Here is a 25,760-nt window from a genome sequence, read left to right as displayed (position 1 = left end):
ATAAAACTCCCACGAGGGAGTTAGAGTTATTTCGCAAATACCAGATCGTATAAGTGCCGCCAAGTACTCATATGAAAAATTTCCCCCGCTGGCTGATGACCAAGCTTGGAGTAACCTACCCATAGGCCAATAAAAACGGCCAGCACGCATAGCACAGGAATTCGAATGATTTTGAAAATAAGCCATATAATATTCAGCCATTTCGGCCTTGTTTTCTTCTTTGGTGGAGCAGGCTTGTCTGACATCGAGCCCTATCCCTCCCTTTCTAAGATCAGGCGCGCAAATTATTAGCGATATTCATCATCTGATCCGAAGATGTAATAGCTCGGGAATTGAGTTGAAGCGCTCTTTGCACGATAACCAGATCTGTCATTTCATCCGAAAGCGTAACGTTAGATTGCTCCAGAAAACCCTGCATGAGACTAACACGGTTAGCCGGGTTATCAACCAAAGGGTTCACATCTTGTAAGATATTTGCCTTCTCAGCAGCCGTTATGCCATTAGGAATAGCATAAAGGTTATCTCCAACGTCTTGGAGCAGCTGTGGACGTACAACGCGAACTAGCTTGATCTGTCCCAAATTAATGGGTGCAGCGCTTGGATCCTGCTCATTATATCCTTTGATCGTACCGTTCGGTTCAACGACAGGTCGAAAACCAGCCGGCACACGGATTGGACTAATATTCGCTCCTGTACCATCCACACCCGTGATGAAGTGGCCTTCTTTCGTTGTAAGGACGGTACCGCCAGTCGCATCCGGACTTAAACTGAAAGCACCATTACGAGTCCATGCAGGTTGGAACACTTGGTTGCCGTTCTCATCTGTCTTACTCATGGATACTTCAAATAATCCGTCACCTTGAATGGCAAAATCCGTCACATTCCCCGTAGACTGAATAGGTCCTTGGGACAAATTAGTCTGGATTTGCACCAGCCTCGAGCCCCACCCTTGGTTAAAACCAAGCGGCGAGAACCGGCCTAACTGACGGAATCCTTCTGGCTGCGACTTGACGTTAGTCAGAACGTCCTCGAAGGAGGCTTCCTTCTTCTTAAACCCGTTCGTATTCACATTCGCGATATTATTGGAGAGAATATCCAGCTTTTGCTGTAAGCTATGCATGGATACCGATGAGTTAATCATAGAATTGTTCATGGTCCTGCCCCTTCGCCAGCTAGATTAGACGCGCCCAACTTCATTCGCGGCTTTTTCCATACTTTTATCATAAGATTGGATCACTTTTTGGTTTGCTTCATAAGCGCGAAGCGCTGACATCATATCAACCATCGATTGCGCGGAATCAACATTAGAGCGTTCTATGAAGCCTTGACGAACTTGTACTTGGTCACCTGCAGCAACCTGCGTTACAGTTGCTTCATCGCCTGGATTAATGCGCAGCAGCCCGTTACCTTCACGCAGCAATAGATTCGGATTCTCTGCACGCGAGAGCATTAATCCTATGGGTTGACCCGTCGGCCCTAGAAGCGGAAGACCATTCGCATCAATGAACTCACCCTTGTCTGTAACCTTGAAGGAGTGAATCGGTTGACCCGCTCCATCAATCAGCAGCAGGGGTTGTCCATCTCGGCCTAGCACAAGGTTCCCGTTGGCATTAACTAGCTGGCCTGCCGTATCAACGGTGAACTTTCCGTTCAAGGAATAACGCTGCTCACCATTCGCGTTCAACACCGTAAACAGTGCCTGCGGCTGAAACGTGCGTTGTCCATTCGCGTCCACGAACTTACCTGAAGCATCAAAGGACATACCAGGCACTTGTATTTTGGAAACAAGGGCAAAATCGAAAGGGTTTTGCGTTTCTTGCAAATCACCCTGTGCATGGAGGGAGATGCTCTCCTCGGAAAATACACCTAAACTCATCTTCCCAATGGGGACTGTCGAGGCACCTTGTCCACCGCGAATCGTCGATATCAGCATCTCCGGGAACGATCGAGACAAAGCATTGCCTTGTTTAAAACCCGGGGAATTAATGTTGGCAATATTATTCGTAATGGTATCGTGTCTGCGCTGTTCGGAGATCATGCCTGCCGCCGCGGTATACAGTCCTCTTAACATCTCTTCACCTCTTAGGTAGTATGTCTAATTAAAATTTACGTTTGGTAACCTTGTCTAGGTTATCGAGCATAATGCCTGTTCCTTTAACGACACAGGACATCGGATCTTCGGCAATTAATACAGGTACTTTCAGCTCGTCCGCCAGCAGTTGATCAAGCCCGTGAAGCAATGCTCCGCCGCCTGTCAAAATAACACCACGGTCAATAATGTCTGCCGATAGCTCTGGAGGTGTTCTCTCCAATACACTTTTGGCCGCCGTCACGATGGAGGAAACCGGATCCCACAGCGCTTCTTGTACTTCACTGGAGTGAATCGTGATCGTCAGTGGCAAACCGGATACCATATCTCTACCGCGAATATCCATCTCTTGATCTCTACCGTGTGGATATACCGTTCCGATTTTCAGCTTGATATCTTCGCTCGTCCGTTCACCAATCAGCAGCTTGTACTTATTTTTGATATATTTCGTGATCGCAATATCGAACTTGTCGCCTGCAATCTTAATGGAGGAGGAGGTGACGATGTCACCCATGGATAACACGGCCACATCCGTCGTCCCTCCGCCGATATCTACAACCATATTGCCGCTAGGCTGGAAGATGTCCATGCCGGCACCAATTGCTGCTGCCTTCGGTTCTTCTTCCATGAATACCTCTCGGGCACCGCTGCGCTCAGCCGCTTCGCGGATCGCCTTCTGCTCAACCGAGGTGATGTTGGTAGGGGCGCAGATCAGTATTCTCGGATGAGAATACCAATTCTTGCCCCCTACTTTCGCGATAAAATGCTTCAACATCATTTCCGTAATATCAAAGTCCGCAATAACGCCATCTTTCAATGGACGAATCGCGATAATGTTGCCGGGAGTTCTTCCCACCATGCGGAAAGCTTCTTCTCCTACAGCCAGCACGCGTTTCGTATCGCTTTCAATCGCTACAACGGAAGGCTCATCGAGCACAACACCGCGTCCTTTTACATGAATAAGCACATTCGCCGTGCCGAGATCTATTCCAATATCCTTGCTTAACATTTCTAATTAATCCTCCCTAAACCTACCGTCCATCCCGTGAAGAATCGGCGCTCTTGTATATATTTCTAATTATAAGCTAAATTCGTTATAAATGCATTAATTCCTCTTTTTGCGTGAAATTTCGACAAGTCCAGTTATAGGAAACCTATCGGGATGAAGGGTACATTTAGGACTTAACCGTGACCAGGTTTTCGGAATGCTTCGGATTTCGAGTTTTTCGGTACTTAATTTTCGTCGCTTCTCCTCCTCTTAGGTGCCTGATGGACTTGTGATACTCCAGAATGTGCTTCACCTGATTGGCCAGGTCCGGGTTGATTTCCGGTAGTCTTTCCGTCAAATCCTTGTGCACCGTGCTTTTGGAAACGCCGAATTCCTTAGCAATGGTGCGAACCGTATTCTTGGTCTCGACGATACAGGTACCAATCTTAATGGTTCGCTCTTTGATGTAATCGTGCACTCCCCTCGCCTCCCTACTCGAGATAGTTTGGTAAAGTATATGAGGGGCATGACTAGATATTCTACGTAGCCAAGCCTGACAAGCCCATTTCCCATATTTATTTTCAAAATAATCAGGAATAATCGATTCTGGCGCCCTTCGGACAAGCGTTTTTAGCAAAATGGATGCGAAGCAACGTAAAAACGAATCCATATCTCCATGCAAAAAAGCAGCAGGATTTACCCGCTGCCTTAATTTATGTAGGCTGTCGCCTATGCGTCGAACCGAATTACTGCTTAGCGTTTAAAAGCGTTTCTGGATTAACCGCTGCATTATCACTAACTTGGCGGACTTCAAAGTGCAGATGCACGCCGTCCTCTTTCTCGAACTCGTTGCGTCCTGCTTTCGCGATGATATCGCCTTTTTTCACTTCAGCGCCTTTGGCTACTTTCACATCGGACAAGCTTTGGTAAATGCTGGTCAAGCCGTTGCTGTGTGTAATTTCTACGAGACTGCCAACAACCGGATTCTGCTCAACCGCAGTCACCTTGCCGCTTAGAGCAGCTAATACATCAAATGCTGAACCATCTTTGGCTTTCAAGTCAATTGCAGTATGCGGCGTCAATTGATCGTTATATTGAATCATTGCCGCCTGCTTTACTTCATTCGTTGCATTCGTGTCATAGAAGGGGATGGAGACTTCGACTAGTGTTCTGTCTTTAACAGGCCACTGTATCGTTTCGGTTTGTGCGTTGACCGCAACGGCCCCGTCCGGTGCTTTGGAAGTGTCTGTCGCTTTGTCGCTGGTAACCTTAATGCCCAGATCTTCTTGGCTGACTGTCTTCTTCCCGGCGTCCTGGTACACCCACATTAAGGTTAAGATAATTGCTGCTGCTGCCATATACGTTGCTGGGAATACCCACTTCTTAGCAAGCAACCTCTTCCATGTGGATGTCGTACTTTGTGCTCCTTGTGCAGTTTTAGGACTTCTTCTTTTTGAAAACCTTTGTTTTGATCATTCATGGTTATCACCTCATCAACCATTCTTGACACATTTAAAGGTTTTATACTTGAAGAAAGATATTTTTATAGAAACGGTAAAGGATTACGATTTTTGGATAAAAGGTGTCGCTTTTTCGATAGAGATGCCTGTGTAATAATAGGTTACAATTTGCTCCGCGGTTTTACCTTCCTTCGCCATACCATTGGCGCCCCATTGACTTAGGCCAACACCGTGGCCATATCCGTAGGTGGTAAACGTGATTTTGGAGCCTGACCATGTCCACGTAAATTGAGAGGATGCTAGTCCTAGCTTCTCTCGTACTTCACGGCCTGAGAATATTTTACCGCCTATCGTTATAGCTTTAATCCGGTGGCCGGCCGACCACGCTAGTACTTTCATATTTTTGGTGCTTGTACCTGTTGTTGCAATACTCGTAACGCCTAGCTTCTGAAGCATACTCTTGTAACTGAAATCAACAGTTTCCTGATAGCGAGAAGATAGCTTAATATCCCAAGGGCTTGGTACACTGCGCAGGTAAGGACTCTTGAACGGCCAGTAATCTTCCGAGTTTTCAGTATATCCATTACTAGTCGAGAAAAAGGTGGCGTTGATAGGTTTATGCTCATAAGTGAGGATTAGATCTTTGGTTTCATTCACGGCTCTATCGATTTTGGCCATATTCGTCTCGTAATGCTTGTCCCATCTGTCTCTTAGCTCTTGATCCGTGATATAAGCTTGATGCGCAGTTGTGTCTGTCACAAGTGCATCGTTAACCGGCATATTGCTGTAATCCTTCTCTAGCACTCTACGCACAACATAAGTCCTGGCTGCCATAGCCTGCGCTTTGAGCGCCTCCAGCTCGAATTCCACCGGCATTTCGGCGGCGAGCACACCTTTCACATACTGTTCCAGCGGTACCGTCTCAATCGTCGCTTTCTTGGTCAAATAGACGGGGATCATTAAGCCTTGTTCCGTGATAGTTTCCTTGAGCAGTCCGTCTTTCACTATTTGGATAGGAGGTTGCCCGCCGCCATCCGGAATCTTCTTAACTAGCAATCCTGGAACGATAATAGTCACACATAGCATGGAAGATAAGCAAACAGCCATCCATAGGATGACCCTGTGGTTAATCACGCGTTTCTTCTTCAACTTCATCTAAGCAGCCTCCATAAGCGCGTTTACTAGCAGGTAGTTGATATGACTTAGCTTATGAGAGGGATTGCTAGAATAGAACAATGGACTATCTTGTAAAATGCGTGAGAATGTGGATGCTAGAGCATCCGGGGAACCTCGACCGTTGCTTGTAACTGTGCAGCCACTGCTTTTCCATTATTACGGAGTGCTGGTAAGCATCGTTGTACTTCGTCACATTAATGCACAAGTTCCCATGACAGATCAAACCGCCACTAGCAAGAATAAAAATGCATGTACTATGATTTCATGCCTTGTACAAGCCGACTACCAGTCATCTTCATCTAACCGCAGAACTCATAAGGCGCTGTTCAAGTTACATTAGTTGTAAAACATGCAGTTAAATTAGACTCAGCAACCCTATTTTTATGAATTACCTGCATTTCCTACATCAAATTCACCCGATATGCTCCAATTTGTACTTGAGTCAATAGAGTGGACACAAAAAAAGGTTAAGAAATTAGTTTAGCTTGCTTGTAATACTGCATTTCAAACTTGACTGGGGACAAATAGCCGAGCTTGCTGTGCGTACGCTTCCGGTTGTAGAAAAACTCAATGTACCAGTAGATTCGCTGGTGTGCTTCTTGGCGGCTTTGAAATTTATACCTGTACACCAATTCCCGCTTGAGGATGCTGTGGAAAGCCTCTATACAAGCATTATCGTAGCAGTTACCTTTTCGGCTCATGCTACGAATCATATGGTATTTTTTCAGCTGTTTACGGTATTCACTGGACGCATACTGCGATCCGCGGTCTGAATGATGAATAAGGCCCTTAGGCGGTCGTTTGGCTTCGTATGCCTGGTTTAAGGCATCTAGCGTCAGTTCCACAGTCATGCGATTGCCGAGCTGCCAGCCGACAATTTTGCGGGTAAACAAGTCAAGAACGCTTGCTAAATAAAGGTTTCCTTGACGCGTGTGGATGTACGTAATGTCGGTAACCCATACTTGATTCGGTCTTGTACACACATCAAAATGCTGATTCAGCCAATTAGGCGCAATAGGGTGGCTATGATTTGAATCCGTTGTTTGTACGCTGAATTTCGCTACAGCTTGTGAGCGTAATCCCTTCTCTTTCATGATGCGTCCAACCGTTTTGACAGCGACTTTGAAACCTTTCTTTCTCAGTTCCTCTGTGATCTTCGGACTCCCGTAATTCCGATCTGAATCCAAGTACTCAAATTCGACCTCTTTAGCCAACGCTTCTCGGCGCTTTTTCCGCTCACTTGGGGCTGTCAATCGCCATTTATAGTAACCGCTCCTGGATACACCTAGTACGCTGCACATCTTCTCAACTCGAAATGTAGAACGGTGGTCATCAATGAACTTGAATCTCACTTCGGGTCTTTGCTGAAGATGTGCAGCGCCTTTTTTAAGATGGCTAGCTCTTCCTCTAGGTCTTTGTTTCGCTGCTCCAAGTCTTTCACGATCTGATCGTGGCTGCGCAGATTCCCACTGCCCACGAAGGGCTCATCTGGAAATTGGCGATATTTACTCACCCATCTGCTCAAAGTCTTCGCTGGAATGTTCAGTTCGTTTGCAATTTCCGTGATCGATTTACTATGTTGTTGAATGTACTTTACCGTTTCCTCTTTAAACTTTTGATTGTAACGTTGGCGGGATTCACTCATCTTGGACACCTCGTAATTTGGATAGATCTATTATCTAACTCCCCAATTCGTTGTGTCCACTATTAAGTCTAAATGCAATTGAATCCTTTGAGGTACTATTTGCTGCACATTTTGCAGGTAATTACCTCCAAATAGCATACAAAGAATATTTTTGATGCACTAAATGCATCATTGTTTCGCACTTATTCTCACAAAACGAGGGGGCATAAGGGCACACAACAAAAAAGAACCATCGGAGTTACCTCCAATGGCTCTTCAAACTAGGCAAGCGTCGGCTGAATGTTGAAAAAACCCAACTCCGCAACTTCTTGCTCCACTTCTTGCGGCACGGATCTTTGAATATCGGCACCTAGCTCACGCAGAACGTCAGTAATATCGACATACCCGCGATCAATATGGTGAACGCCAGTAATCTCGGTTTCACCTTCTGCAGCTAGCGCCGCTAGAATAAGGGCTGCTCCTGCCCGAAGGTCTGTTGCGCATACCTTCGCACCCTGCAGCTTGGCATTGCCGCTTACGATAGCTGTACGGCCATCGACTTTGATATGAGCGTTCATGTTCGTGAACTCCTCAACATGCATGAACCGATTCTCGAACACGGTCTCGGTCACGAGGCTCGTGCCGTCCGCCACCATCAGCAGCGCCATCATTTGCGACTGCATATCGGTTGGGAAGCCCGGATACGGCAGCGTCTTCACGTCAACGGCGCGAAGCGGCCCCGAAGCGCAGACACGAATACCGTTCTCATCTTCTTCGATGATAACGCCCATTTCTTGCATTTTAGAAATAACAGGTCGGAGATGGTCACCAATAGCGCCCTCCATATACAGTTCACTACCAGTAATAGCTGCGGCAATCATATATGTACCCGCTTCTACGCGATCCGGAATAACCGTATGTACAACCCCACGAAGTTTCTCTACGCCTTCAATGCGAATAACACCTGTTCCTGCCCCGCGAATCGTCGCGCCCATGGCATTCAAGTAATTCGCCAAATCGACAATTTCCGGCTCTTTAGCAGCATTCTCAATGATGGTTGTGCCCTCAGCGAGCGTAGCAGCCATCATGATGTTCTCGGTTGCGCCTACACTGGCTACATCGAGATAAATTTTGGCACCCTTCAGGCGCCCTTTCACTTTAGCTTCGATATACCCTTGACCCAGTTCAATATCGGCACCCATCGCTTCAAAGCCTTTGAGATGCTGATCAATTGGCCTTGTGCCAATCGCACAGCCGCCTGGGAGCGAAATTCTCGCTTGACCCAGCCTTGCTAACAAAGGACCCATCACGAGGAAAGAGGCTCTCATTTTACGGACTAGATCATAAGATGCTTCACATGTGGTAATGTTGTGAGCACGAACACGAATAACCTGACGGTTATATTCGACTTCGATACCCAAGCTTTGCAATACTTTATTAATGACTAGTACATCGTCAAGGGGAGGCGCATCATGGATGACGCTTTCACCTTCCGAACCCAGAATGGAAGCTGCAATAATCGGTAGAACCGCATTCTTTGCTCCGTTGATTTTCACATTGCCAGCTAACTTTCGGCCACCGCGGACGATAATTTTGCTCATCATGGTCCCTCCGCGCACTTATTTTAAATTACAAGGTTTTGCACATTTCCTAAGTTTATCATTTCAACCCATACAGTTACAACTGTGTTCTTTTGGTATTCAAACTGCCCTACATAGAGTTCGGAGAAGGATTCGTTTTTCGCTCCGTTCTATTATCCATTGTTGACAACAAACTTGTTCATTATTCGAAAAATGTGATTAAAACATCTTTCCGAAGCCCATAGAGAGGCCTAAATATTGAATAAAAAAACTCGCAACCAAGTGTCCGAGGGCAATAGAAAGCAAAATTTGCAGCATAATCGCTTGAGCAGCCTTAGGCCTTTTGAGCAGGACATCGAAGCGGAACGCTTGCAGCGCCCACCACGATAGGCCAATACACATGATGTAGACAGCAATATCCACCATATTCATCATCGAAGCATATTTCGCCGCTTCACTCCATTTACCTGTATCTGCCATAAGTCACTCCTCTTCGGTTTTACCGATTGATTACTTTTGCGAGCAGTGTTACGAACTCAGCTCGTGTGGCTTGCTCATCAGGCCGGAAGGTGCCGTCCGAATAGCCGCTAATCCAACCATCCGCCGACATTTGTTTCAAGATCCCTACACCCCAATACGAATCATTCACATCGCTAAAAGGGGAGTTGCCCCGTCGTTTCCCTGTCATATTCATACTGCGGGCAAGCATCTGTGTCATCTCCATACGTGTAAGCGTACGATCTGGCCCGAATGTTCGGTCCGGGTAGCCGTCTACAATATTCGCTTGAACCGCTTTGGCTACGTAATCGTATGCCCAATGCGAAGCATCCATATCACTGAAACGCAGACTCCTGACGCTTAGACAGCTTCAAAGCTCGCGTCAATACCGTTGCTGCCTCCGCACGGGTAATGGGCTGATTTGGAGCAAAACGGTAGTTTCCATATCCGCTAATCACGCCTTGCTCCGTAAGCTGGCTAATGGCATCCTTTGCCCAGTGCCCCTCAATATCAACAAATCCGCTCACCAGCGCGTAACTGCTTACTTTTAACCGATACATTTGACTCATAAACCATTGGTTGGCTTGAAGCTTGATATAATAAGTGCCTGCAGGTAAAGTTTTCTCAATAAAAAATTGATCTGACCCATAATCATTTCGATAAAAGCCTTGTTCCTTCAAAGAACTATCATATAGCGTTGCATATAAAATGCGTGATGTCGGTATGTTCGTTAAACGCACTTGGGCGAGGCCGTCTTTGCTCATGCGGAATTCGAACCAATCCACATCATCATTATTGTTAAATAAACCTTCATACACGGAGTTCATCGCAGCAAAAGTAGCTTGATACGATTTATCATTCGGCTCATTCGGATCGATTAACTTCGGCGTGTACTCAATATCTAACGTGTACTCACCCGTAATTGGCTCGGAGTAGTCCTTTACATTGCTAACACGAATGTAATATTGACCAGGGAGCAGATCCATTAGATTGCTGACCTCGGTACCTCCATCTCCAGCTTGGTCGATCGTAATCGCCTTCTCCCCTTCCTTCTGAAAAAGGATCATGGGGTCTATACGCCCTGTATCTACGGATAGTCTGATACGCATTGTACCTGAGTTTTCTAGGGATATGGCAAACCAATCCAGATCTCCTTTTTGATGAAAAGTACCTCGGATCGTTTGACTTCGAGCAGGTAATACGAAAGCTTTATACTGCTTATCATTATCCTCAAATGGATCCTTATAAATAATAAAATCCGTTCGCATCGAATAATTTAACGCCGTCTTACGGGAACGATCCACCGTCTGAAGCTGCACGTACGTGCGCCCTTTGGTCACAGGGACCGTGAAAGGCTGACTTCCGTCCGAGGTACTGTTCGCGATAAACGTTTCTCCGGAATCGAATCGCACTCGGATACCCGAGCTATCTGCGTTATTCAGCCATAATTTAATAAAACCATCATAGGGCGCATCAATGGCGTACCAATCTTGGTCTTGTGCCGAGCTAAGATCAGCTCTAATAGCTGTATGAATCGACAATACGGCAGCCTGATTCATAGTATCGTTAGGCTCAAAGCGATCCTCTTTGTACGGCTTCGTCAGTGCCAAGTCCACTCTTAACAAGCCATAGCCCGTTTTGGGATCCCATCCCCCTGGCGTCAAGTCTTCTGCCGTCTGCTCGAGCTGCGCACGAACTTGATACACGTTCATACTCGGGTATTTGCCCCATACCAAAGCAGCGGCTGCGGCAACCTGGGGGGCAGACATGGAGCTTCCATCTTGGTACTGATAACCGCCACCCAGTGCTGTTGTATATACATCCCAAGGCGCTACAAGATCCAGTTCCGGCCCAAAATTCGAACGAGGGTCAGCAAGCTTTTCCGAATTAACGCCCCCTACAGCTAGAACAGTTGGATAGGCCGCAGGGTATTTCACACTCGTACTTTCATTGCCCACTGCGGCAACGAGAAGAACATTGTGATCCTCTGCGTACTGCACAATGCCTTCCATATACTCGGAATATTTGTTCAACCCTAGGGAAAGCACCACTATTTTCGCACCGTGATCCACGGCGTATTTAATGCCTTCGCCAAGCTTGGCTTCGCCGCCTGTTCCGTCGGCCTCCAATGCTTTGATTGGCATAATCTTCGCATTAGGGGCAATGCCTGCAATACCTTTATCGTTATTGATCGAAGCCGCAATGACACCTGCTACGTTCGTTCCATGTCCATTATCATCTTGAGGCTTTTTCGAAGGCTGGAGCAGGTTCGCACCATCGACCAAATTACCTACTAAATCAGGATGCGTAAGATCAACGCCCGTATCGACGACCGCTACGACAATAGGCGTCCGGGAATCTCCTGCTGCAGCCCATGCTTGATCGATATGGATCATGTCCAGATAGGTTTGTTTCACCCTCATAGGATCCGTCGACACCGGGTAGGCTGCTTCTACTTTCGTTATCATCCCTGTAAGTCCCACAACAAGCATCATTAGTACAATGAGCCAAAGGTGTCGAGTATATTTCATGAAATCACAAGTCCTTTTTGTTGGTTGATCTTTTTTCCTTCTCTATCTATACCACATTACCCGTCTTCTCGATACCTATAACGGTTTTTCGTCGCAAAAAGTTCAGAACTTGAGCAAAAATATTTTTGCGTGTATGTATGGGATGGCGGTAGTCCATCATTCTCATGTATATTGTACATCGAAATGACGGGCCGTGAAGTCCTTGGAATAATTTGCTGCAAAAGCGCGAAAACCAAAACGAACAAATAAGCGCGAAAACCGCGCTTTCAGCGAAAGTTCGGTGAGCTGATGCTCGCCAACAGCGTCTGAGAGGTCGGAAATCGACTTCTCAGATGACCGTCCCGCGCGTCCGTACTGAGAAAGGTCAGAAAACGCGCTTAAATTTCCAATACAAACAAAAAAGCCTTCCCCCAATTTTACAGGGAAAGGCTTAGTCATACAGTTACATAATCAGAAAATCTTTCGTCAAGGTGAAAATGGCCTCAATGCCTTTCAGCACAAGGTGCGGGACAACGCCCAACGCCACGCTGATGAGGGCACATAACCAAACCGTTATCCCTAACGGAATCGACACCTTAATCTCGGCAGGCTCGTAATCGCTGCGCATAAACATTTGGCGTACGATGCCAAAGTAGTAATAAAAGGATACTACGCTAGTAGCGATCATCAGTGACCCTAGCCAATAATGCTGAGTCTGCATCGTTCCTAGGATGATGTAAAGCTTCCCGAAAAACCCGCCAGATAAAGGAATACCAGCCAATGAAAGCACGATAAGCACCATGGCTACTGCTGTTATTGGGGCCCTGTAATAGAGACCGCCGAAACCTTTTGCCTCGGTATGTCCTTCTGCTTGCTCAATGATCATCAGCACTGCGAAAGCTCCGATGTTCATAAACAAGTACGCGATCAGATAGAAAATAAATTCAGAGAAGTTCGCGTAGTGAGTACCGGAAAAGTAAGTTCCGATCGGAACGAGTAGGTAACCTGCATTGGCAATTCCTGAGTAGGCCAAAAGCCTTTTCATATTCGTTTGCTTCAGCGCAATGAAATTACCGGTTACCATCGCAATGGCCGCCATTACCGATATAGCAAGGAACACATCCGATTGAAAACTGCTTCCTTCAAAACTGCTAAATCCAAACAACACGTAAAATACGCGGAATAGGATGGCGAAGCCGGCGCCTTTGGATACGACAGCCAAGAATGCCGTCACTGGCGTCGGTGCGCCTTGGTACACATCCGGTGCCCAGCTGTGGAACGGGGCAGCGGCGATTTTGAAGCCGAAGCCAGCCAATAGCATGAAGAATGCTACATAAAGCAGCGGTTCGTAAGCCGTTACGAGCGTTGGAAGAGCAGCACCAATTTGCGATAAATTGCTGGAACCGGCCATTCCGTATAAGAAGGACATGCCGTACAAGATGATCGCAGATGAAATACCGCCCATGACCAAATACTTGAAGGCACCCTCGTTCGATTTGTTATCTTTCTTCTTCATAGCTACGAGCAAGTACGAAGTAATACTCAACAGCTCCAACCCAACGTACAGCGTGATAAGGTCACCCGAGGATGACATAATCATGGCACCGAGTGCGGCTGGCAGATAGAAGTAGTAATACTCCCCGACATGCGGGATGGCATCTTCTTTGATGAAGCCTACGCTCATCAAGATAACGAAGCCCGTACCTATTAAAGTGAACAATTTGAGCAGGTTCGAGAAATCATCCACTCTGTAGCTATTGTTGAGCAGACCAATAGCCTCTTCCGGATTCAACTGCAGAACAACGAATATCGCGGAAATAGCGATGCCAACCAACGTCAGCCATCCAATGATCGAGCGACTAAGTCTGTTTGGGAGGACCAAATCCAAGAGAGATAGGATGATCGCGGTGGCAACCAGCGAAAGCTCAGGGAGCAGATGCACTAAATCAGCGACATGGAGTCTTATCTGTTCCACCGGTCTAACCTCCTATCTTCCCGGCTACGCTGTGGATCAATTGATCCAAGCTGCCTATCGTTTGCTGTAGCGGCTGACTCAGCACGTCTGGGTAAACACCGAGCAAGAGAATGAACGCCACCAATGTAATCATCGGCACCGCCTCGATTAATCTGGCGTCGCGCATGCCTTGCAGCTGCAGGTTCGGCTGTTTAGGGCCGAACGTGATGTTCAGAACCCCGCGCAGCACGTAAACCGCGGTAAAAATGATCCCCAGTGTACCGACGATCGCGTACACACGGTGCGTTTCAAAGAGTCCGAGAAACGCGAGGAACTCACTGATGAAGCCGGATAAGCCCGGCAATCCGAGCGATGCCATACCAGCGACCAGCAGAATGCCGCTGATGAAAGGTACCGAGCTGGCTAGACCTCCTAACTGGTCGAGCTGCGTCGTTTGGGTCCGCTCGTAGATGCTTCCTACGAGCAAGAACATCAGGGCCGAAATGAGGCCGTGCGAAATCAGTTGGAACACGGCGCCCTGCAGGCCCGACACGTTGAACGCGGCGAGACCGAGCAGGACGATGCCCATGTGGCTAATACTCGAGTAGGCCAGCACGAGCTTGAAGTCCTTTTGCACCATGGCGAGAATCGCGCCGTACACGATGTTGATGACACCGAGGAGCGCCAGCATCCAGGCCCACTGCTTGGCTTCCCCCGGGAAGAACAGGATGCCGAATCGGATGAGGCCGTAGGCCCCCATTTTCAGCAAAATCCCGGAGTGAATCATAACAACAGCAGGCGGAGCCTCTGTATGTACTTTGAGCATCCATGTATGGAACGGGAAGATCGGCAGCTTAATGCCAAAGGCGACCAGCAGCATAATGAACACGGTCCACTTCATGGTCGGACTAAGGAAGAACGGCGATCCTTCTTGATTGACATAAGCGGCGGGATCTTGCAGCAAATTATGTGCAATCGCATGAATGTCACCGCTGTAGTAAATGACAGCTTCTGTCTGTGAAGGCACCTGATTAAATCCAGCCGTGCTGACTAGAATTAAGAACGCGATCAACATGATCGCCGAGCCAAGTCCATTGTAAAGCAGGAAGCGGTTGGCAGCTTGCTCCCGGTTCATATACCCCCAAATACCAATCAAGAAGAACATCGGTACGAGCGTAATTTCGAAGAACAAGAAGAACAAGAACAGATCCTGTGCCATGAAGACACCGAACATACCGGTTTCCAGCAGCAAGAACAGAATGAAGTACGTTTTCCAGCGTTTCTTGATATACACCGAAGCTAAAGCAGCCATTGACGAGATTAGTGCGGTTAGAAACACGAGCGGCAAGGAAATGCCGTCTACCGCGAGCGAATACTTAAACTCGAAGAAATACGAAGTAATTTGTTGAATTCCCTCATGGTTAAGCGGAACCTTGATCCAATCCAGCTGTTCTTTGTACTGAATCGGATCACCTTGATAGTTGTAATCACTATACAACCACGCCGCCAAAATAAGCGGGATCAGTGTCGTGACAATCCCAATTGTTTTAATCAAACGGCCTCGATCACCACGGATGAAGAGCAAGACTAGAACGCCAAGCAGAGGCGAGAAGGCGATCATACTTAGGATGGGTATACTAGCCAGCATGGATGAACCTCCTTCCTGCGATGGCGAGTACCAGAATCAGCATCCCCAAAATCATGATGACACCATAGGTTTGTAGTTGACCATTTTGGAGACGTGAGCCTAATCGCCCTAGTCCGACCACAGTAAAGGCGACCAAACGCACAATACCGTCAACGATATACACATCAAACAGTTCGAGTATCCAGCCTAAACCGCGAAGCGGTTTTACAATGACACCGTCATAAATTTCATCAATAAAATATTTACGATTCAACAGCGTATACAGCCACGGCATTTTACTGGAAACCACATCGCGCGGAATCGTACGTTTGAGGTAGATCAAGTAACCGAGCCCAATTCCAAGCACTCCAGCCAGTGTGGACAAAATAATAACGGTCCAATTGGCTTTTTCATCATGATCATGCCCTGTCAGCCATTGACTGAGCCATTCGTTAAACGGTGTATTCACAAAGCCCGCAACAACAGCTAGCACAGCAAGAATAATCAATGGCGTGGTCATTGTTGCCGGAGATTCATGGGGTTCATGAGCGGTATGCGATGCATGACCATGATCATCGTGATTGTCAGCTGTTTTTGCTTTGCCTCTAGGCGATCCCATAAACACGAGGAAGAACAGACGCGACATATAGAACGCCGTGAAGAAGGCAGCAATGACACCGACCCAGAACAAGAGTTGGTTATGCTCGTAGGCTTCTGTCAAGATCATATCCTTTGACCAGAATCCTGCGAAAGGGAAAATACCTGACAGTGCCAGCGTGCCTATCGCGAATGTCCAGGTCGTGATTTTCATTTTGCGGGATAAGCCGCCCATTTCGTTAATGTCTTGCGTATGAACAGCGTGAATCACACTGCCTGCGCCCAAGAAGAGCAGTGCTTTGAAGAAGGCGTGCGTGAACAAATGGAACATTCCCGAAGTATAGGAAACACCAATCCCCAGCGCCATCATCATATAGCCGAGTTGACTTACTGTCGAGTAGGCGAGAATACGTTTGATATCGTTCTGAGCAATACCAATTGTGGCCGCAAAGATTGCCGTGAAACCACCCACATAAGCGACAACAAGCAAAGCATCCGGCGATGCGTGGAAAATATCAAAGGTTCGCGAAACGAGATACACCCCAGCGGCAACCATCGTTGCAGCGTGGATTAGCGCACTTATCGGCGTTGGACCTTCCATGGCATCTGGCAACCATGTATGCAGCGGAAATTGACCAGACTTACCCATCGCCCCGATGAAGATTAGTATAGCAATCCATGTGATGATCGTTGGGTCGATTTTGCCCGTTGTAAAAGCATTATGAATAGATGTGAAATCAAGTGCATGCCCTGGCATATACCAGAACAGCAGCAGAATGGCAATAAACAGACCCACGTCCCCGATGCGGGTAACGATGAATGCCTTTTTCGCAGCAGCCTTCGCCTCTGGCTTGAAATACCAGAATCCAACGAGCAGGAAGGAACACACCCCTACAAGCTCCCAGAAGATGTACAGCTCCAGCATATTTTCCGAGATGACAAGGCCAAGCATGGAGAAGGAGAACAAAGCGATATAGCCAAAAAACACATGAATTCGCTCGTCGCCTTTCATATAACCTTTGGAATAAATATTCACCAGCAAAGACACCAATGTTACAATCACGAGCATCAAGGCGTTCAGATTGTTAACCTCGAAGCCCATATTCAGCGTGAAATCGCCCACTTGCAGCCAGTGCAGCTTATTCCACGTGTAATCCTCCACTTTACCGCCAATTCGTTCAACGAAAATCAGCAAAGCCACGATAAATGAGGCCAGCATCGCGAAAATGCTGATGTAAATACCTAGATCTTTTAATTGACGTCCCATAGCCGTAAGCGCTAGAAAAGCAAGCAGCGGAAACAACGGAATGAGCCAGGCGTACTGTGAATAGTCCGATACCATATCCTTGTTAGCCTCCTAGCGCTTCATAGAATCCAAATCCGTAACTTCTACTGTCCCTTTATTTCTGTAAATGGTAATTAGAATCGCGATCCCAACAGCCGCCTCAGCAGCTGCAATGGTGATGTTGAAAAGTGAGAAAATCTGTCCGGTAAGAGCCGGATGGTCACCAAACTTCGAAAAAGCAATCAAATTCAAGTTCACCGCATTCAGCATAAGCTCAATCGAAAGCAGAACGATAACCCCGTTCTTCTTCGTTAACGCACCGTATAAACCGATGCAGAACAGGATTGCCGCCAGCGTGAGATAGGGAGTAATGATATTGCCCACAGCTAATCCTCCTCTCTCTTCGCGACCACGATGGCACCGATGAAGGCTACCGTCAGCAGCACCGACATGATTTCGAAAGGAATAACGTGCTCGTTATAGAGCAGCTTTCCGATTTCTAATGTGTTATCCTTGCCTGCATCCAGGGTACCCGAAGCGACGAAGGTCGTTTTTTGTATGGCATAAAATAACACCCCGAACAGTCCCAAAGCACCAATAATCGCTAGACCTTCATGCCAAGGACGCTTAGGCTCCTCTTCTTCCCCTTGTCTGTGCCTCGTCATCATAATGCCGAAAATCATCAGAATCGAGATTGCCCCTGCGTAGATCAACACTTGCACGAAAGCTACAAACTCAGCCTCAAGAATGACATACAGCCCAGCCAAACTAATAAATGTAAGGGCAACGGCAACGACCATATGAACGACTTTGGTAAAAGAAATCATAAAGATGGCTCCGCCAATAGCAAGTAGAGCGAAGACGAAGAAAGCCCAGCTTGAACCGTTGGATAAGAAATCACCAATTCCGCTAAACATCTTTCTTGGCCCCCCCTTTTGGCAAGGCTGAGTTGTTCTCTTGACGGATATTTTGCGTGTTCTCGCTTAACCACTGCATATTTTTGAACAGATCATCACGACTGTAGGTACTCAGCTCAAAATTGTTCGTCATGACGATTGCTTCTGTCGGACATACCTCCGTGCAGAGATCGCACAGAATACAAATTTCGAAGTTGATATCGTAGGTATCGATAACCTTGCCCTTTTTCTCTGGGTCGGGGTTCGCTTTACCGGTTAGCGTAATACACTCCGTCGGACAAACGCGTGCACATTGATTACACACAATGCATTTCTCTGGATCAAAATATTGAATACCGCGAAAGCGGTCCGGCATTTTAATCGGGACGTCAGGGTACGCGTACGTTATTTTTTTCTGTGTCATACTTTTAAACGTTACGCCTAAACCTTTCATTATGCCCTTCATTCGTTTCCCTCCTTAGAGTTTTGCTTTAGCAAAACTGACTTCGAAAGCATGCCTGCGAGCAAAAACTGGCTTATGTCGGTGTGATCTGGGCAGTATCCAGAAATCCTTTTCGCGAGAGGAACGTCGATGCGCTATTTGTTCCTTTTCTTCGATAAAAAGCGCTTCAACGGAACGTCGTTCCGCTATTCGCTTGAAATAGATGCTTTTTCCATTGTTTCGGTCTTAATAGCGTATCGTAGTTCCCTTTCGGGATCGAAAACAGCATTTTGCCAGAATTAAGGTACTCAGGTTCCGCTTGATCATCACAGAAGCCTATTCTACATGTTTTCAACCTATAGCAATGCTTTCTACTTTTTTCCTACATGATGGTCATTACGATCGCCGTAATCAGCATATTAGCCAGTGCCAGTGGAAGCAGCACTTTCCAGCCGAATCCCATGAGTTGGTCTACCCGTACACGAGGCAGCGTCGCGCGCAGCCAGAATAGGAAAAACACAACCGAAGAGAATTTCAGCAGGAACCAGATAATACCCGGAATGAAATCAAGGAATGGGAACGGCGAGTGCCATCCACCCAGGAAAATCAAGCTCGTAAGGGAAGCAATGACGAATACGTAAACATACTCTGATAGCATGAAAAAAGCGAAGCGGAAACCGCTGTATTCCACATGGTAACCAGCAACAAGCTCAGATTCCGCTTCCGGTAGGTCAAACGGCGTTCGATTGAGCTCCGAGACCCCGGCTATAACGAAAATGATGAAGCCTAGAATCTGGGGAATGAAATTCCAATGCCAGAAACCGCCTGTTTGATGATCAACGATCGTATGTAGATTTAAACTACCCGTCATCATGATAACACCAATAACAGAGATAACGAGCGGTACCTCGTAACTAATCATTTGTGCCGCAGAACGCATACCGCCTAGAAGCGCATATTTGTTATTCGATGCCCAACCGCCGAGGATAATACCAATCGTAGAAATCCCCGTTAAGGCTACATAAAAGAGCAGTCCGACATTCAAATTCGCATTAAACATCCGATCCGAAAATGGAATCGTCGCAATGATCGTGAACGAAGGGATAAACGTAATGATAGGTGCCAGAATGAAAAGCTCGCGTTCAGCTTTCTTAGGAATCGTATCCTCTTTGATTAGAAGCTTGAAGACGTCTGCAACACTTTGCAGAAGCCCGAAAGGCCCTGTGCGGTTCGGTCCGATCCGCATCTGCATCCAGCCGATAACCTTGCGCTCGAAATAGATCGCATAGGTTACGAAGCCTAGAACCAACATCAGCATAACGATGCCCCAGAACAGGAAAACGAAGAAGTTCGTCCACGTTAGACTCTCCTCCAATAAATTCACCATTAGGCATCCACCTCCCCAACGACAATATCGATGCCGCCTAGAATCGTAATCAAGTTGGTCATCGACTCACCGACCAGCAGTTTGGGCAAAATTTGCAGATTCACGAAGGAAGGTCTGCGGAATTTCAGACGGAAAGGCTCTTGTTTCCCTCGGGAAATAATATAGCAGCCAATTTCCCCGCGCGGTGACTCAATGGCCGAATACACTTCTCCTTCTGGAGGACGAATGACTCTAGGCACCTTGCCCATGGTTTCGCCTTGCTCCGGAAACTGTTCCACGGCTTGCTCTAGGATACGAAGCGATTGTTTGACTTCTTCCATGCGCAGCAAGTAACGATCATAACAGTCACCGCCGCTGCGAACAGGCACGTCGAACTGGAAGCGGCTGTACAGGCTGTACGGCTGCGTTTTGCGGATATCCCAGTCTACACCCGTACATCTTAAGTTAGCGCCGCTAAGGCCATACGCAATGGCTGTCTCTGCATCATACTTGCCTACTCCCTTGATACGGGATAGGAAGATTTCATTCCCCGTTACTAACGTGTGATATTCTTCCAATTTACCGTACATATACGGAATAAATTTCTTAACTTTATCGATCCAACCCTCTGGAGCGTCCCATTTCACCCCGCCTACACGCATGTAGTTGTAAGTTAAACGAGCGCCGCATAATTCGTTGAACAGATCAATGATGATTTCCCGATCACGGAAAGCGTATAAGAACGGGCTCATAGCGCCGATGTCCAGCAAATAAGTGCCCCACCATACCATGTGAGAAGCGATGCGTTGAAGCTCCATCACGATTAAGCGAAGAAACTCTGCTCTTTCTGGCACTTCAAGCTGCATCATTTTCTCTACGGCATTCACAAGCACATAGTTGGTCGTCATCGCCGATACGTAATCCATACGGTCCGTGTAAGGAATAATTTGTGTATAGCTAAGGTTCTCAGCTAGTTTCTCTGTTCCTCTATGTAGATAGCCCATCACGGGTATTGCTTCTTTAATAACTTCCCCATCCAGCTTGACGATCACGCGGAAAACCCCGTGCGTACTAGGATGCTGAGGACCAACATTTAACAGGAGTTCTTCTGTCCGTAACACGAGCTACACCTCCGGGTCAAGCGGTTCGTAATCTTTGCGCAGTGGATGGCCGACCCAATCGTCAGGCATCATGATTCTTACTAAGTTAGGGTGACCTGGGAAATCGATGCCCAGAAGGTCATACACTTCCCGCTCATTCCAATTCGCGGTAGCCCATACTGGAGTCACAGAAGGAATGCTTGGCAGCTCTCGATCTGTTTTCACTTTCACGCAATACTCATTCTTATGTGTAAGGGAAAGTAGATGATACGCCACCTCTAGGTGCGTCTCTTGGTCCACGCCCGAGAGATTGCGCAAGTAATCGCAGCGCAGCTCTTCATGATCCCTAAACGTTAGCGCGGCTTGCTCCCAGCGAGAGCTGTGAATGACCACGTAAGGGCGATGCGCGTCCCTTTCGTTGATGAATGCATCGACGACGGCGTCTTCGCCTACGTCGGCTTTAAGGATGTTGACCAGCCGATCAAGCAGCGGCTGGTTCGGTGAAGGCTCCTTCGGCGCTTCAGGCTCCGCCGACTCGGGCTTCGCCCCGCGCGCGCTAGCTCGCGCAGCGCGTGCTTCAGCGGCGGCCTGGGCTTTGGCCGCCTTCTCATCGTCCCCAGCGTCCGCAGACACTGGGGCTTCGGCTCCAGCCGACGCGGGCTCGCCCGTCGGCTCAGCGGCCGCCCGCGCAGCGAGGCGGGCGGCTCTCGCCGCGGCGCGCTCCGCTGCCGCGTCACTGCCCTTCGCTGCGCTAGCGTCGCCGCTGCTTGCAGCATGCTCCGCAAGCTCAGCCGCAGGCGCGTCGCTCGGCTCGCTCGTCGTCTGCGCAGCCGGGTCAGCTGCTTGTATCTCCGCCGCGCGATCTACCGCAGCCTGCACGTCAGCGCTAAGCGGCGTTTTACTCGCGCGTGCCTCTGGCGTAAGCTCGCCTACTTCTGCGATCGCTTCCTCTAACGGCGACTCATTCACTTTCTTACTATCAGCAGTCGGAGACGGGGCTACCTTATCCTCCGGCTTCTTCTCATCACTCATCGATTGGTCACCTGCTTCCCAGTCTTCGCTTCATAGCGAATCTTCTCCTGAAGCTTGTTTATCCCATAAATGAGTGCAGCCGGGTTCGGTGGACAACCCGGTATATAAACATCAACCGGAACAATTTGGTCAACTCCCTTAACAACGGAGTACGACTTCACATAAGGTCCACCTGCCGTAGCGCAGGACCCCATCGCAATGACCCATTTCGGTTCGGGCATCTGTTCGTAAAGACGGCGCAGCAAAGGAGCCATTTTCTTCGTTACTGTCCCGGCCACAATCATGACATCAGATTGTCTAGGAGATGTACGGAAGATGACTCCGAAACGGTCTAAATCATAGTGAGATCCACCAGTACCCATCATTTCAATTGCACAACAAGCCAGACCAAACGTTAACGGCCAAAGCGAATTACTGCGAGCCCAAGCTTTCACTTGCTCCAGTGTCGTCATAAAGACATTACGGTTTAACTCTTCCCGCTCTTCGGGAGATATCGACTCTAGACTGAAGTCCATTGCAGCACCTTCTTCTTCCAAGCGTATATTAATCCAATGGCAAGCAAGGCTACAAAAATACACATTTCCACTAAGGCAAAAAGTCCGAACTGATTAAAAGCAACAGCCCACGGATACAGGAACACGGTTTCCACATCAAAGATGACAAACATCAAAGCAAATAAATAATAACGAATGTTAAATCGGATTTGTCCCTCACCTACAGGCTCATTACCACTCTCATACGTCGTATACTTCTCATCGACGGGTTTACTCGGTCTTAACCATTTGCCAGCCGTTAGCGCTACAATAGGGAGAAGAATACCTAACCCTAGAAAAATCGCTACGATTACATAGTTATTTGTATACATCATGTGAATGTAACCGCCTCCATTCGTATTTGCTTTTCTTATGCGTGCTACTAGTTTTGGTAATATTCACCTTCAATATTATAACAAAAAGCCTTTTGGGCGTCGATGACTAATTCCAAGCCCCACTTTTCATCAGTCCTAGTGAGTAGATTTCCCAAATGTATCCTACTCTAATCATGCAATTAATAAAGTGAACAGTCATTTATCGATTGGGGCATTAAGTGAGGAAGGCACGTATATTTGCGCGGCAGGAAAATCGGTTTAGCTCTTCCTGTCCGAAATCGGGACAACCTACAGCTTGGCATCACGTTCAAATATCTTAGGCTAAGCAAAGCACCGTCCTTGGAGCAAATAAGAGTCTCTAGAAGCTGTTATTTGCCGAAAATATGGGCTGATACAGGGGAATAGGAGTCTCCAAAGACTTTTATTTCCTAAGATAAAGGACCAAAACATAACTCTGAGAGCAAATAAGAGTCTCTAGAAGCTTCTATTTACCGAGAATTTAGCTGATTTAGCGAAATAGGAGTCTCCAGAGACTCTTATTTTCTGAGATACAGCACAACCACCGCTTTTGGAGCAAATAACAATCACTTACATTCATGTTATAAAAAGAACCACCAACCCACGATTTAAGTGTGAACTGGTGGTTCTTTCTATCATTCATCTGAACTGTGTAGACAGCCTCAACTTTCTATTCAAAAAAAAAGCGGAGGAACCAAAGTTCCCCCGCTTTTCACCAAACATCTATTATTTCCCGGACACACTGATACGATTTAATGCTCTTTGAAGAGCCGCTTCCGCACGTTTGAAGTCAACGTTGTCTTGCTTTGTTTCAACAAGTCGCTTCTCCGCACGTTCTTTCGCTGCTTTCGCACGATCGATATCAATTTGTTCTGGTAGCTCGGCGCTTTCCGCCAGTATAACCACCTTATCCTTGCGCACTTCCATGAAACCGCCGTTTACCGCGATGATTTCGTCTTTAGAGCCCTGTTTCTTCACAGAAATAGGCGCAATTTTCAATGGAGTGACCAACGGAATGTGATTCGGCAGAATTCCAAGCTCCCCTCCGACACCCTTTACACTAACCATGTTCACTTGTTCAGCGTACACTTTGCGCTCAGGGGTAACAATTTCCAGTAGGAATGTACTCACTTGGATTCTCCTTCCTAAACTTTACCGTAGGGTAAACTATCTTCGTAGCATTGCCTTAGCGTTCAATCAAGCAAAACAGGCTTCGTGAGCATGATTTGCGTTGGATTAGAATCAACTTACAGCGTTTTAGCTTTCTCGATAGCATCCTCGATCGTACCCACATTGTGGAATGCAACTTCAGGAAGATTGTCGTGCTTGCCTTCAAGAACTTCTTTGAAGCTGCGCACGGTATCCTTCATTGGTACATACAAGCCTGGGAATCCGTTGAACGGCTCAGCAACATGAAGCGGCTGAGACAAGAACAGACGAAGACGACGCGCACGAGTAACGACCAATTTGTCCTCATCAGACAACTCATCCATACCCAAGATCGCGATGATATCCAGAAGCTCTTTGTAACGTTGAAGAATTTGTTTAACGCCTTGTGCTACTTTATAGTGCTCTTCACCAACGATTTCTGGCGTCAAAACACGGGAAGATGAAGCAAGTGGATCTACCGCAGGGAAAATACCTGCAGCCGCGATGCTACGCTCCAAGTTCGTTGTTGCGTCCAAGTGAGCGAAAGCCGTTGCTGGAGCCGGATCCGTATAGTCATCGGCAGGAACGTAAATCGCTTGAATGGAAGTAACGGAACCTTTTTTCGTGGAGGTAATACGCTCTTGCAATTGACCCATTTCTGTAGCTAGGGTTGGTTGGTAACCTACCGCGGAAGGCATACGACCTAACAAAGCGGAAACCTCGGAACCTGCTTGTGTGAAACGGAAGATGTTGTCGATGAAAAGAAGAACGTCTCTTCCTTCTTCGTCACGGAAATACTCAGCCATTGTCAAACCGGACAATGCAACACGAAGACGTGCGCCTGGAGGCTCATTCATTTGACCGAATACCATCGCTGTTTTTGCAATAACGCCGGAGTCTTTCATCTCGTGGTAAAGGTCATTACCTTCACGAGTGCGCTCACCAACGCCCGCAAATACGGAGATACCGCCGTGCTCTTGTGCAATGTTGTGAATTAGCTCTTGCATTGTTACCGTTTTACCTACGCCGGCACCACCGAAGAGACCAATTTTACCACCTTTTGCATAAGGAGCCATCAAGTCAATAACTTTGATACCTGTTTCAAGAATCTCTGATTTTGTCGACAAGTTGTCGAAAGCAGGAGCTTCTTTGTGAATTGGGCTGCTTAATGTACGATCAACGTTCTCGTCACCATCAATTGGATCACCCAATACGTTAAATACACGACCCAGTGTTGCTGCACCAACAGGTACAGTAATTGCTGCGCCAGTATCTGTTGCTACTGCGCCACGAACAAGTCCATCAGTCGAGGACATTGCTACGCAACGTACGAGGTTGTCACCAAGGTGAACAGCCGCTTCAACCGTCATAGTGGAAGTTTTTCCACTATCGGTTCTTTCAATTTTGATTGCATTCAGAATTTCAGGGAGTTGTCCGCGTTCGAACTCAATGTCGACGACAGGCCCTGTAATATTCACAACGCGCCCTTTGCTCATGGTTT

Annotated in this window: 25 protein-coding genes and 1 pseudogene; all 26 read right to left on the bottom strand. The window is 47.4% G+C overall.

Annotation, left to right across the window (positions count from 1 at the left end; genetic code table 11):
* Positions 1–26: 26 nt before the first annotated feature.
* Positions 27–245, bottom strand: a complete 219-nt coding sequence (locus ACBP55_RS00400; RefSeq protein WP_464648955.1) for a DNA-directed RNA polymerase subunit beta — start codon at positions 243–245, stop codon at positions 27–29.
* A gap of 26 nt (positions 246–271) precedes the next feature.
* Positions 272–1,153 (bottom strand): flagellar hook-basal body protein, encoded by an 882-nt coding sequence (locus ACBP55_RS00395; protein ID WP_464648953.1) that lies wholly within the window; start codon positions 1,151–1,153, stop codon positions 272–274.
* Between the two features lie 24 nt (positions 1,154–1,177).
* Positions 1,178–2,071, bottom strand: coding sequence for a flagellar hook-basal body protein (locus ACBP55_RS00390; RefSeq protein ID WP_464648951.1), 894 nt, complete (start codon positions 2,069–2,071; stop codon positions 1,178–1,180).
* Between the two features lie 28 nt (positions 2,072–2,099).
* Positions 2,100–3,098 (bottom strand): rod shape-determining protein, encoded by a 999-nt coding sequence (mreB, locus tag ACBP55_RS00385; protein WP_029195639.1) that lies wholly within the window; start codon positions 3,096–3,098, stop codon positions 2,100–2,102.
* Positions 3,099–3,264: 166 nt separating this feature from the next.
* Positions 3,265–3,555: a sporulation transcriptional regulator SpoIIID gene (spoIIID, locus tag ACBP55_RS00380; RefSeq protein WP_029195640.1), complete on the bottom strand. Its 291-nt coding sequence runs from the start codon at positions 3,553–3,555 to the stop codon at positions 3,265–3,267.
* 268 nt (positions 3,556–3,823) lie between these two features.
* Positions 3,824–4,471: a peptidoglycan DD-metalloendopeptidase family protein gene (locus tag ACBP55_RS00375; protein ID WP_464648948.1), complete on the bottom strand. Its 648-nt coding sequence runs from the start codon at positions 4,469–4,471 to the stop codon at positions 3,824–3,826.
* A 168-nt stretch (positions 4,472–4,639) separates the two neighbouring features.
* Positions 4,640–5,692 carry a stage II sporulation protein D gene (gene spoIID / locus ACBP55_RS00370; protein WP_464648947.1) on the bottom strand — a complete coding sequence of 351 codons (1,053 nt, stop codon included), beginning with the start codon at positions 5,690–5,692 and terminating at the stop codon, positions 4,640–4,642.
* Positions 5,693–6,180: 488 nt separating this feature from the next.
* Positions 6,181–7,104 (bottom strand): annotated as a pseudogene (locus tag ACBP55_RS00365) (IS3 family transposase); the annotation flags it as partial.
* Positions 7,062–7,358, bottom strand: a complete 297-nt coding sequence (locus ACBP55_RS00360) for a transposase (protein WP_464644117.1) — start codon at positions 7,356–7,358, stop codon at positions 7,062–7,064. The pseudogene ACBP55_RS00365 and the gene ACBP55_RS00360, both read right to left, overlap by 43 nt.
* Positions 7,359–7,618: 260 nt before the next feature.
* Positions 7,619–8,938: a UDP-N-acetylglucosamine 1-carboxyvinyltransferase gene (gene murA / locus ACBP55_RS00355; RefSeq protein WP_173192301.1), complete on the bottom strand. Its 1,320-nt coding sequence runs from the start codon at positions 8,936–8,938 to the stop codon at positions 7,619–7,621.
* A gap of 198 nt (positions 8,939–9,136) precedes the next feature.
* A complete protein-coding gene (locus ACBP55_RS00350) occupies positions 9,137–9,397 on the bottom strand; it encodes a DUF1146 family protein (protein WP_235550826.1) in 261 nt (86 codons plus the stop codon).
* Positions 9,398–9,416: 19 nt separating this feature from the next.
* Positions 9,417–9,749, bottom strand: a complete 333-nt coding sequence (locus ACBP55_RS00345; RefSeq protein WP_464648944.1) for an S-layer homology domain-containing protein — start codon at positions 9,747–9,749, stop codon at positions 9,417–9,419.
* A gap of 1 nt (position 9,750) precedes the next feature.
* Complete coding sequence (locus ACBP55_RS00340; RefSeq protein WP_464648942.1) at positions 9,751–11,946, bottom strand: S8 family peptidase; 2,196 nt, start codon at positions 11,944–11,946, stop codon at positions 9,751–9,753.
* A 442-nt stretch (positions 11,947–12,388) separates the two neighbouring features.
* Complete coding sequence (locus ACBP55_RS00335; protein WP_464648940.1) at positions 12,389–13,900, bottom strand: NADH-quinone oxidoreductase subunit N; 1,512 nt, start codon at positions 13,898–13,900, stop codon at positions 12,389–12,391.
* A 4-nt stretch (positions 13,901–13,904) separates the two neighbouring features.
* Positions 13,905–15,527, bottom strand: coding sequence for a complex I subunit 4 family protein (locus tag ACBP55_RS00330; RefSeq protein ID WP_464648938.1), 1,623 nt, complete (start codon positions 15,525–15,527; stop codon positions 13,905–13,907).
* Positions 15,517–17,445, bottom strand: coding sequence for an NADH-quinone oxidoreductase subunit L (nuoL, locus tag ACBP55_RS00325; protein ID WP_464648936.1), 1,929 nt, complete (start codon positions 17,443–17,445; stop codon positions 15,517–15,519). The genes ACBP55_RS00330 and nuoL overlap by 11 nt, the downstream gene beginning before the upstream one ends.
* A gap of 15 nt (positions 17,446–17,460) precedes the next feature.
* The gene (nuoK, locus tag ACBP55_RS00320; protein ID WP_464648934.1) at positions 17,461–17,772 is read right to left on the bottom strand and encodes an NADH-quinone oxidoreductase subunit NuoK; all 312 of its coding nucleotides are present in this window, start codon (positions 17,770–17,772) and stop codon (positions 17,461–17,463) included.
* A 2-nt stretch (positions 17,773–17,774) separates the two neighbouring features.
* Positions 17,775–18,305, bottom strand: coding sequence for an NADH-quinone oxidoreductase subunit J (locus ACBP55_RS00315; protein ID WP_029195650.1), 531 nt, complete (start codon positions 18,303–18,305; stop codon positions 17,775–17,777).
* Positions 18,298–18,750, bottom strand: a complete 453-nt coding sequence (gene nuoI, locus ACBP55_RS00310) for an NADH-quinone oxidoreductase subunit NuoI (RefSeq protein ID WP_029195651.1) — start codon at positions 18,748–18,750, stop codon at positions 18,298–18,300. The genes ACBP55_RS00315 and nuoI overlap by 8 nt, the downstream gene beginning before the upstream one ends.
* 358 nt (positions 18,751–19,108) lie before the next feature.
* On the bottom strand, positions 19,109–20,113 hold the full coding sequence (gene nuoH / locus ACBP55_RS00305) for an NADH-quinone oxidoreductase subunit NuoH (RefSeq protein WP_464648932.1): 1,005 nt from the start codon (positions 20,111–20,113) through the stop codon (positions 19,109–19,111).
* Positions 20,113–21,213: an NADH-quinone oxidoreductase subunit D gene (locus ACBP55_RS00300; protein ID WP_029195653.1), complete on the bottom strand. Its 1,101-nt coding sequence runs from the start codon at positions 21,211–21,213 to the stop codon at positions 20,113–20,115. The genes nuoH and ACBP55_RS00300 overlap by 1 nt, the downstream gene beginning before the upstream one ends.
* A 3-nt stretch (positions 21,214–21,216) precedes the next feature.
* Complete coding sequence (locus ACBP55_RS00295; RefSeq protein ID WP_464648930.1) at positions 21,217–22,224, bottom strand: NADH-quinone oxidoreductase subunit C; 1,008 nt, start codon at positions 22,222–22,224, stop codon at positions 21,217–21,219.
* Complete coding sequence (locus tag ACBP55_RS00290; protein WP_029195655.1) at positions 22,221–22,739, bottom strand: NuoB/complex I 20 kDa subunit family protein; 519 nt, start codon at positions 22,737–22,739, stop codon at positions 22,221–22,223. The genes ACBP55_RS00295 and ACBP55_RS00290 overlap by 4 nt, the downstream gene beginning before the upstream one ends.
* Positions 22,724–23,089: an NADH-quinone oxidoreductase subunit A gene (locus ACBP55_RS00285; protein ID WP_464653194.1), complete on the bottom strand. Its 366-nt coding sequence runs from the start codon at positions 23,087–23,089 to the stop codon at positions 22,724–22,726. The genes ACBP55_RS00290 and ACBP55_RS00285 overlap by 16 nt, the downstream gene beginning before the upstream one ends.
* A 747-nt stretch (positions 23,090–23,836) precedes the next feature.
* Positions 23,837–24,241: a F0F1 ATP synthase subunit epsilon gene (locus ACBP55_RS00280; RefSeq protein ID WP_029195657.1), complete on the bottom strand. Its 405-nt coding sequence runs from the start codon at positions 24,239–24,241 to the stop codon at positions 23,837–23,839.
* 116 nt (positions 24,242–24,357) lie between these two features.
* Entirely contained in the window at positions 24,358–25,755 is a 1,398-nt protein-coding gene (gene atpD, locus ACBP55_RS00275; protein ID WP_029195658.1) for a F0F1 ATP synthase subunit beta, read from the bottom strand.
* Positions 25,756–25,760 lie beyond the last annotated feature (5 nt).

Source organism: Paenibacillus sp. WG02 (genome assembly GCF_055396115.1).
This window is presented reverse-complemented; position numbering and strand designations above follow the sequence as displayed.

What these genes read in the sequence shown, in the direction of transcription:
- ACBP55_RS00295 (WP_464648930.1), bottom strand. Translation starts at nt 22,224, where the DNA reads ATGAGTGATGAGAAGAAGCCGGAGGATAAGGTAGCCCCGTCTCCGACT.
- ACBP55_RS00330 (WP_464648938.1), bottom strand. Translation starts at nt 15,527, where the DNA reads ATGCTGGCTAGTATACCCATCCTAAGTATGATCGCCTTCTCGCCTCTG.
- atpD (WP_029195658.1), bottom strand. Translation starts at nt 25,755, where the DNA reads ATGAGCAAAGGGCGCGTTGTGAATATTACAGGGCCTGTCGTCGACATT.
- spoIID (WP_464648947.1), bottom strand. Translation starts at nt 5,692, where the DNA reads ATGAAGTTGAAGAAGAAACGCGTGATTAACCACAGGGTCATCCTATGG.
- nuoH (WP_464648932.1), bottom strand. Translation starts at nt 20,113, where the DNA reads ATGGTGAATTTATTGGAGGAGAGTCTAACGTGGACGAACTTCTTCGTT.
- ACBP55_RS00315 (WP_029195650.1), bottom strand. Translation starts at nt 18,305, where the DNA reads ATGTTTAGCGGAATTGGTGATTTCTTATCCAACGGTTCAAGCTGGGCT.
- nuoL (WP_464648936.1), bottom strand. Translation starts at nt 17,445, where the DNA reads ATGGTATCGGACTATTCACAGTACGCCTGGCTCATTCCGTTGTTTCCG.
- ACBP55_RS00350 (WP_235550826.1), bottom strand. Translation starts at nt 9,397, where the DNA reads ATGGCAGATACAGGTAAATGGAGTGAAGCGGCGAAATATGCTTCGATG.
- ACBP55_RS00290 (WP_029195655.1), bottom strand. Translation starts at nt 22,739, where the DNA reads ATGGACTTCAGTCTAGAGTCGATATCTCCCGAAGAGCGGGAAGAGTTA.
- ACBP55_RS00390 (WP_464648951.1), bottom strand. Translation starts at nt 2,071, where the DNA reads ATGTTAAGAGGACTGTATACCGCGGCGGCAGGCATGATCTCCGAACAG.
- ACBP55_RS00400 (WP_464648955.1), bottom strand. Translation starts at nt 245, where the DNA reads ATGTCAGACAAGCCTGCTCCACCAAAGAAGAAAACAAGGCCGAAATGG.
- ACBP55_RS00395 (WP_464648953.1), bottom strand. Translation starts at nt 1,153, where the DNA reads ATGAACAATTCTATGATTAACTCATCGGTATCCATGCATAGCTTACAG.
- ACBP55_RS00340 (WP_464648942.1), bottom strand. Translation starts at nt 11,946, where the DNA reads ATGAAATATACTCGACACCTTTGGCTCATTGTACTAATGATGCTTGTT.
- murA (WP_173192301.1), bottom strand. Translation starts at nt 8,938, where the DNA reads ATGAGCAAAATTATCGTCCGCGGTGGCCGAAAGTTAGCTGGCAATGTG.
- ACBP55_RS00345 (WP_464648944.1), bottom strand. Translation starts at nt 9,749, where the DNA reads ATGGATGCTTCGCATTGGGCATACGATTACGTAGCCAAAGCGGTTCAA.
- mreB (WP_029195639.1), bottom strand. Translation starts at nt 3,098, where the DNA reads ATGTTAAGCAAGGATATTGGAATAGATCTCGGCACGGCGAATGTGCTT.
- ACBP55_RS00285 (WP_464653194.1), bottom strand. Translation starts at nt 23,089, where the DNA reads ATGTATACAAATAACTATGTAATCGTAGCGATTTTTCTAGGGTTAGGT.
- nuoI (WP_029195651.1), bottom strand. Translation starts at nt 18,750, where the DNA reads ATGAAGGGCATAATGAAAGGTTTAGGCGTAACGTTTAAAAGTATGACA.
- ACBP55_RS00360 (WP_464644117.1), bottom strand. Translation starts at nt 7,358, where the DNA reads ATGAGTGAATCCCGCCAACGTTACAATCAAAAGTTTAAAGAGGAAACG.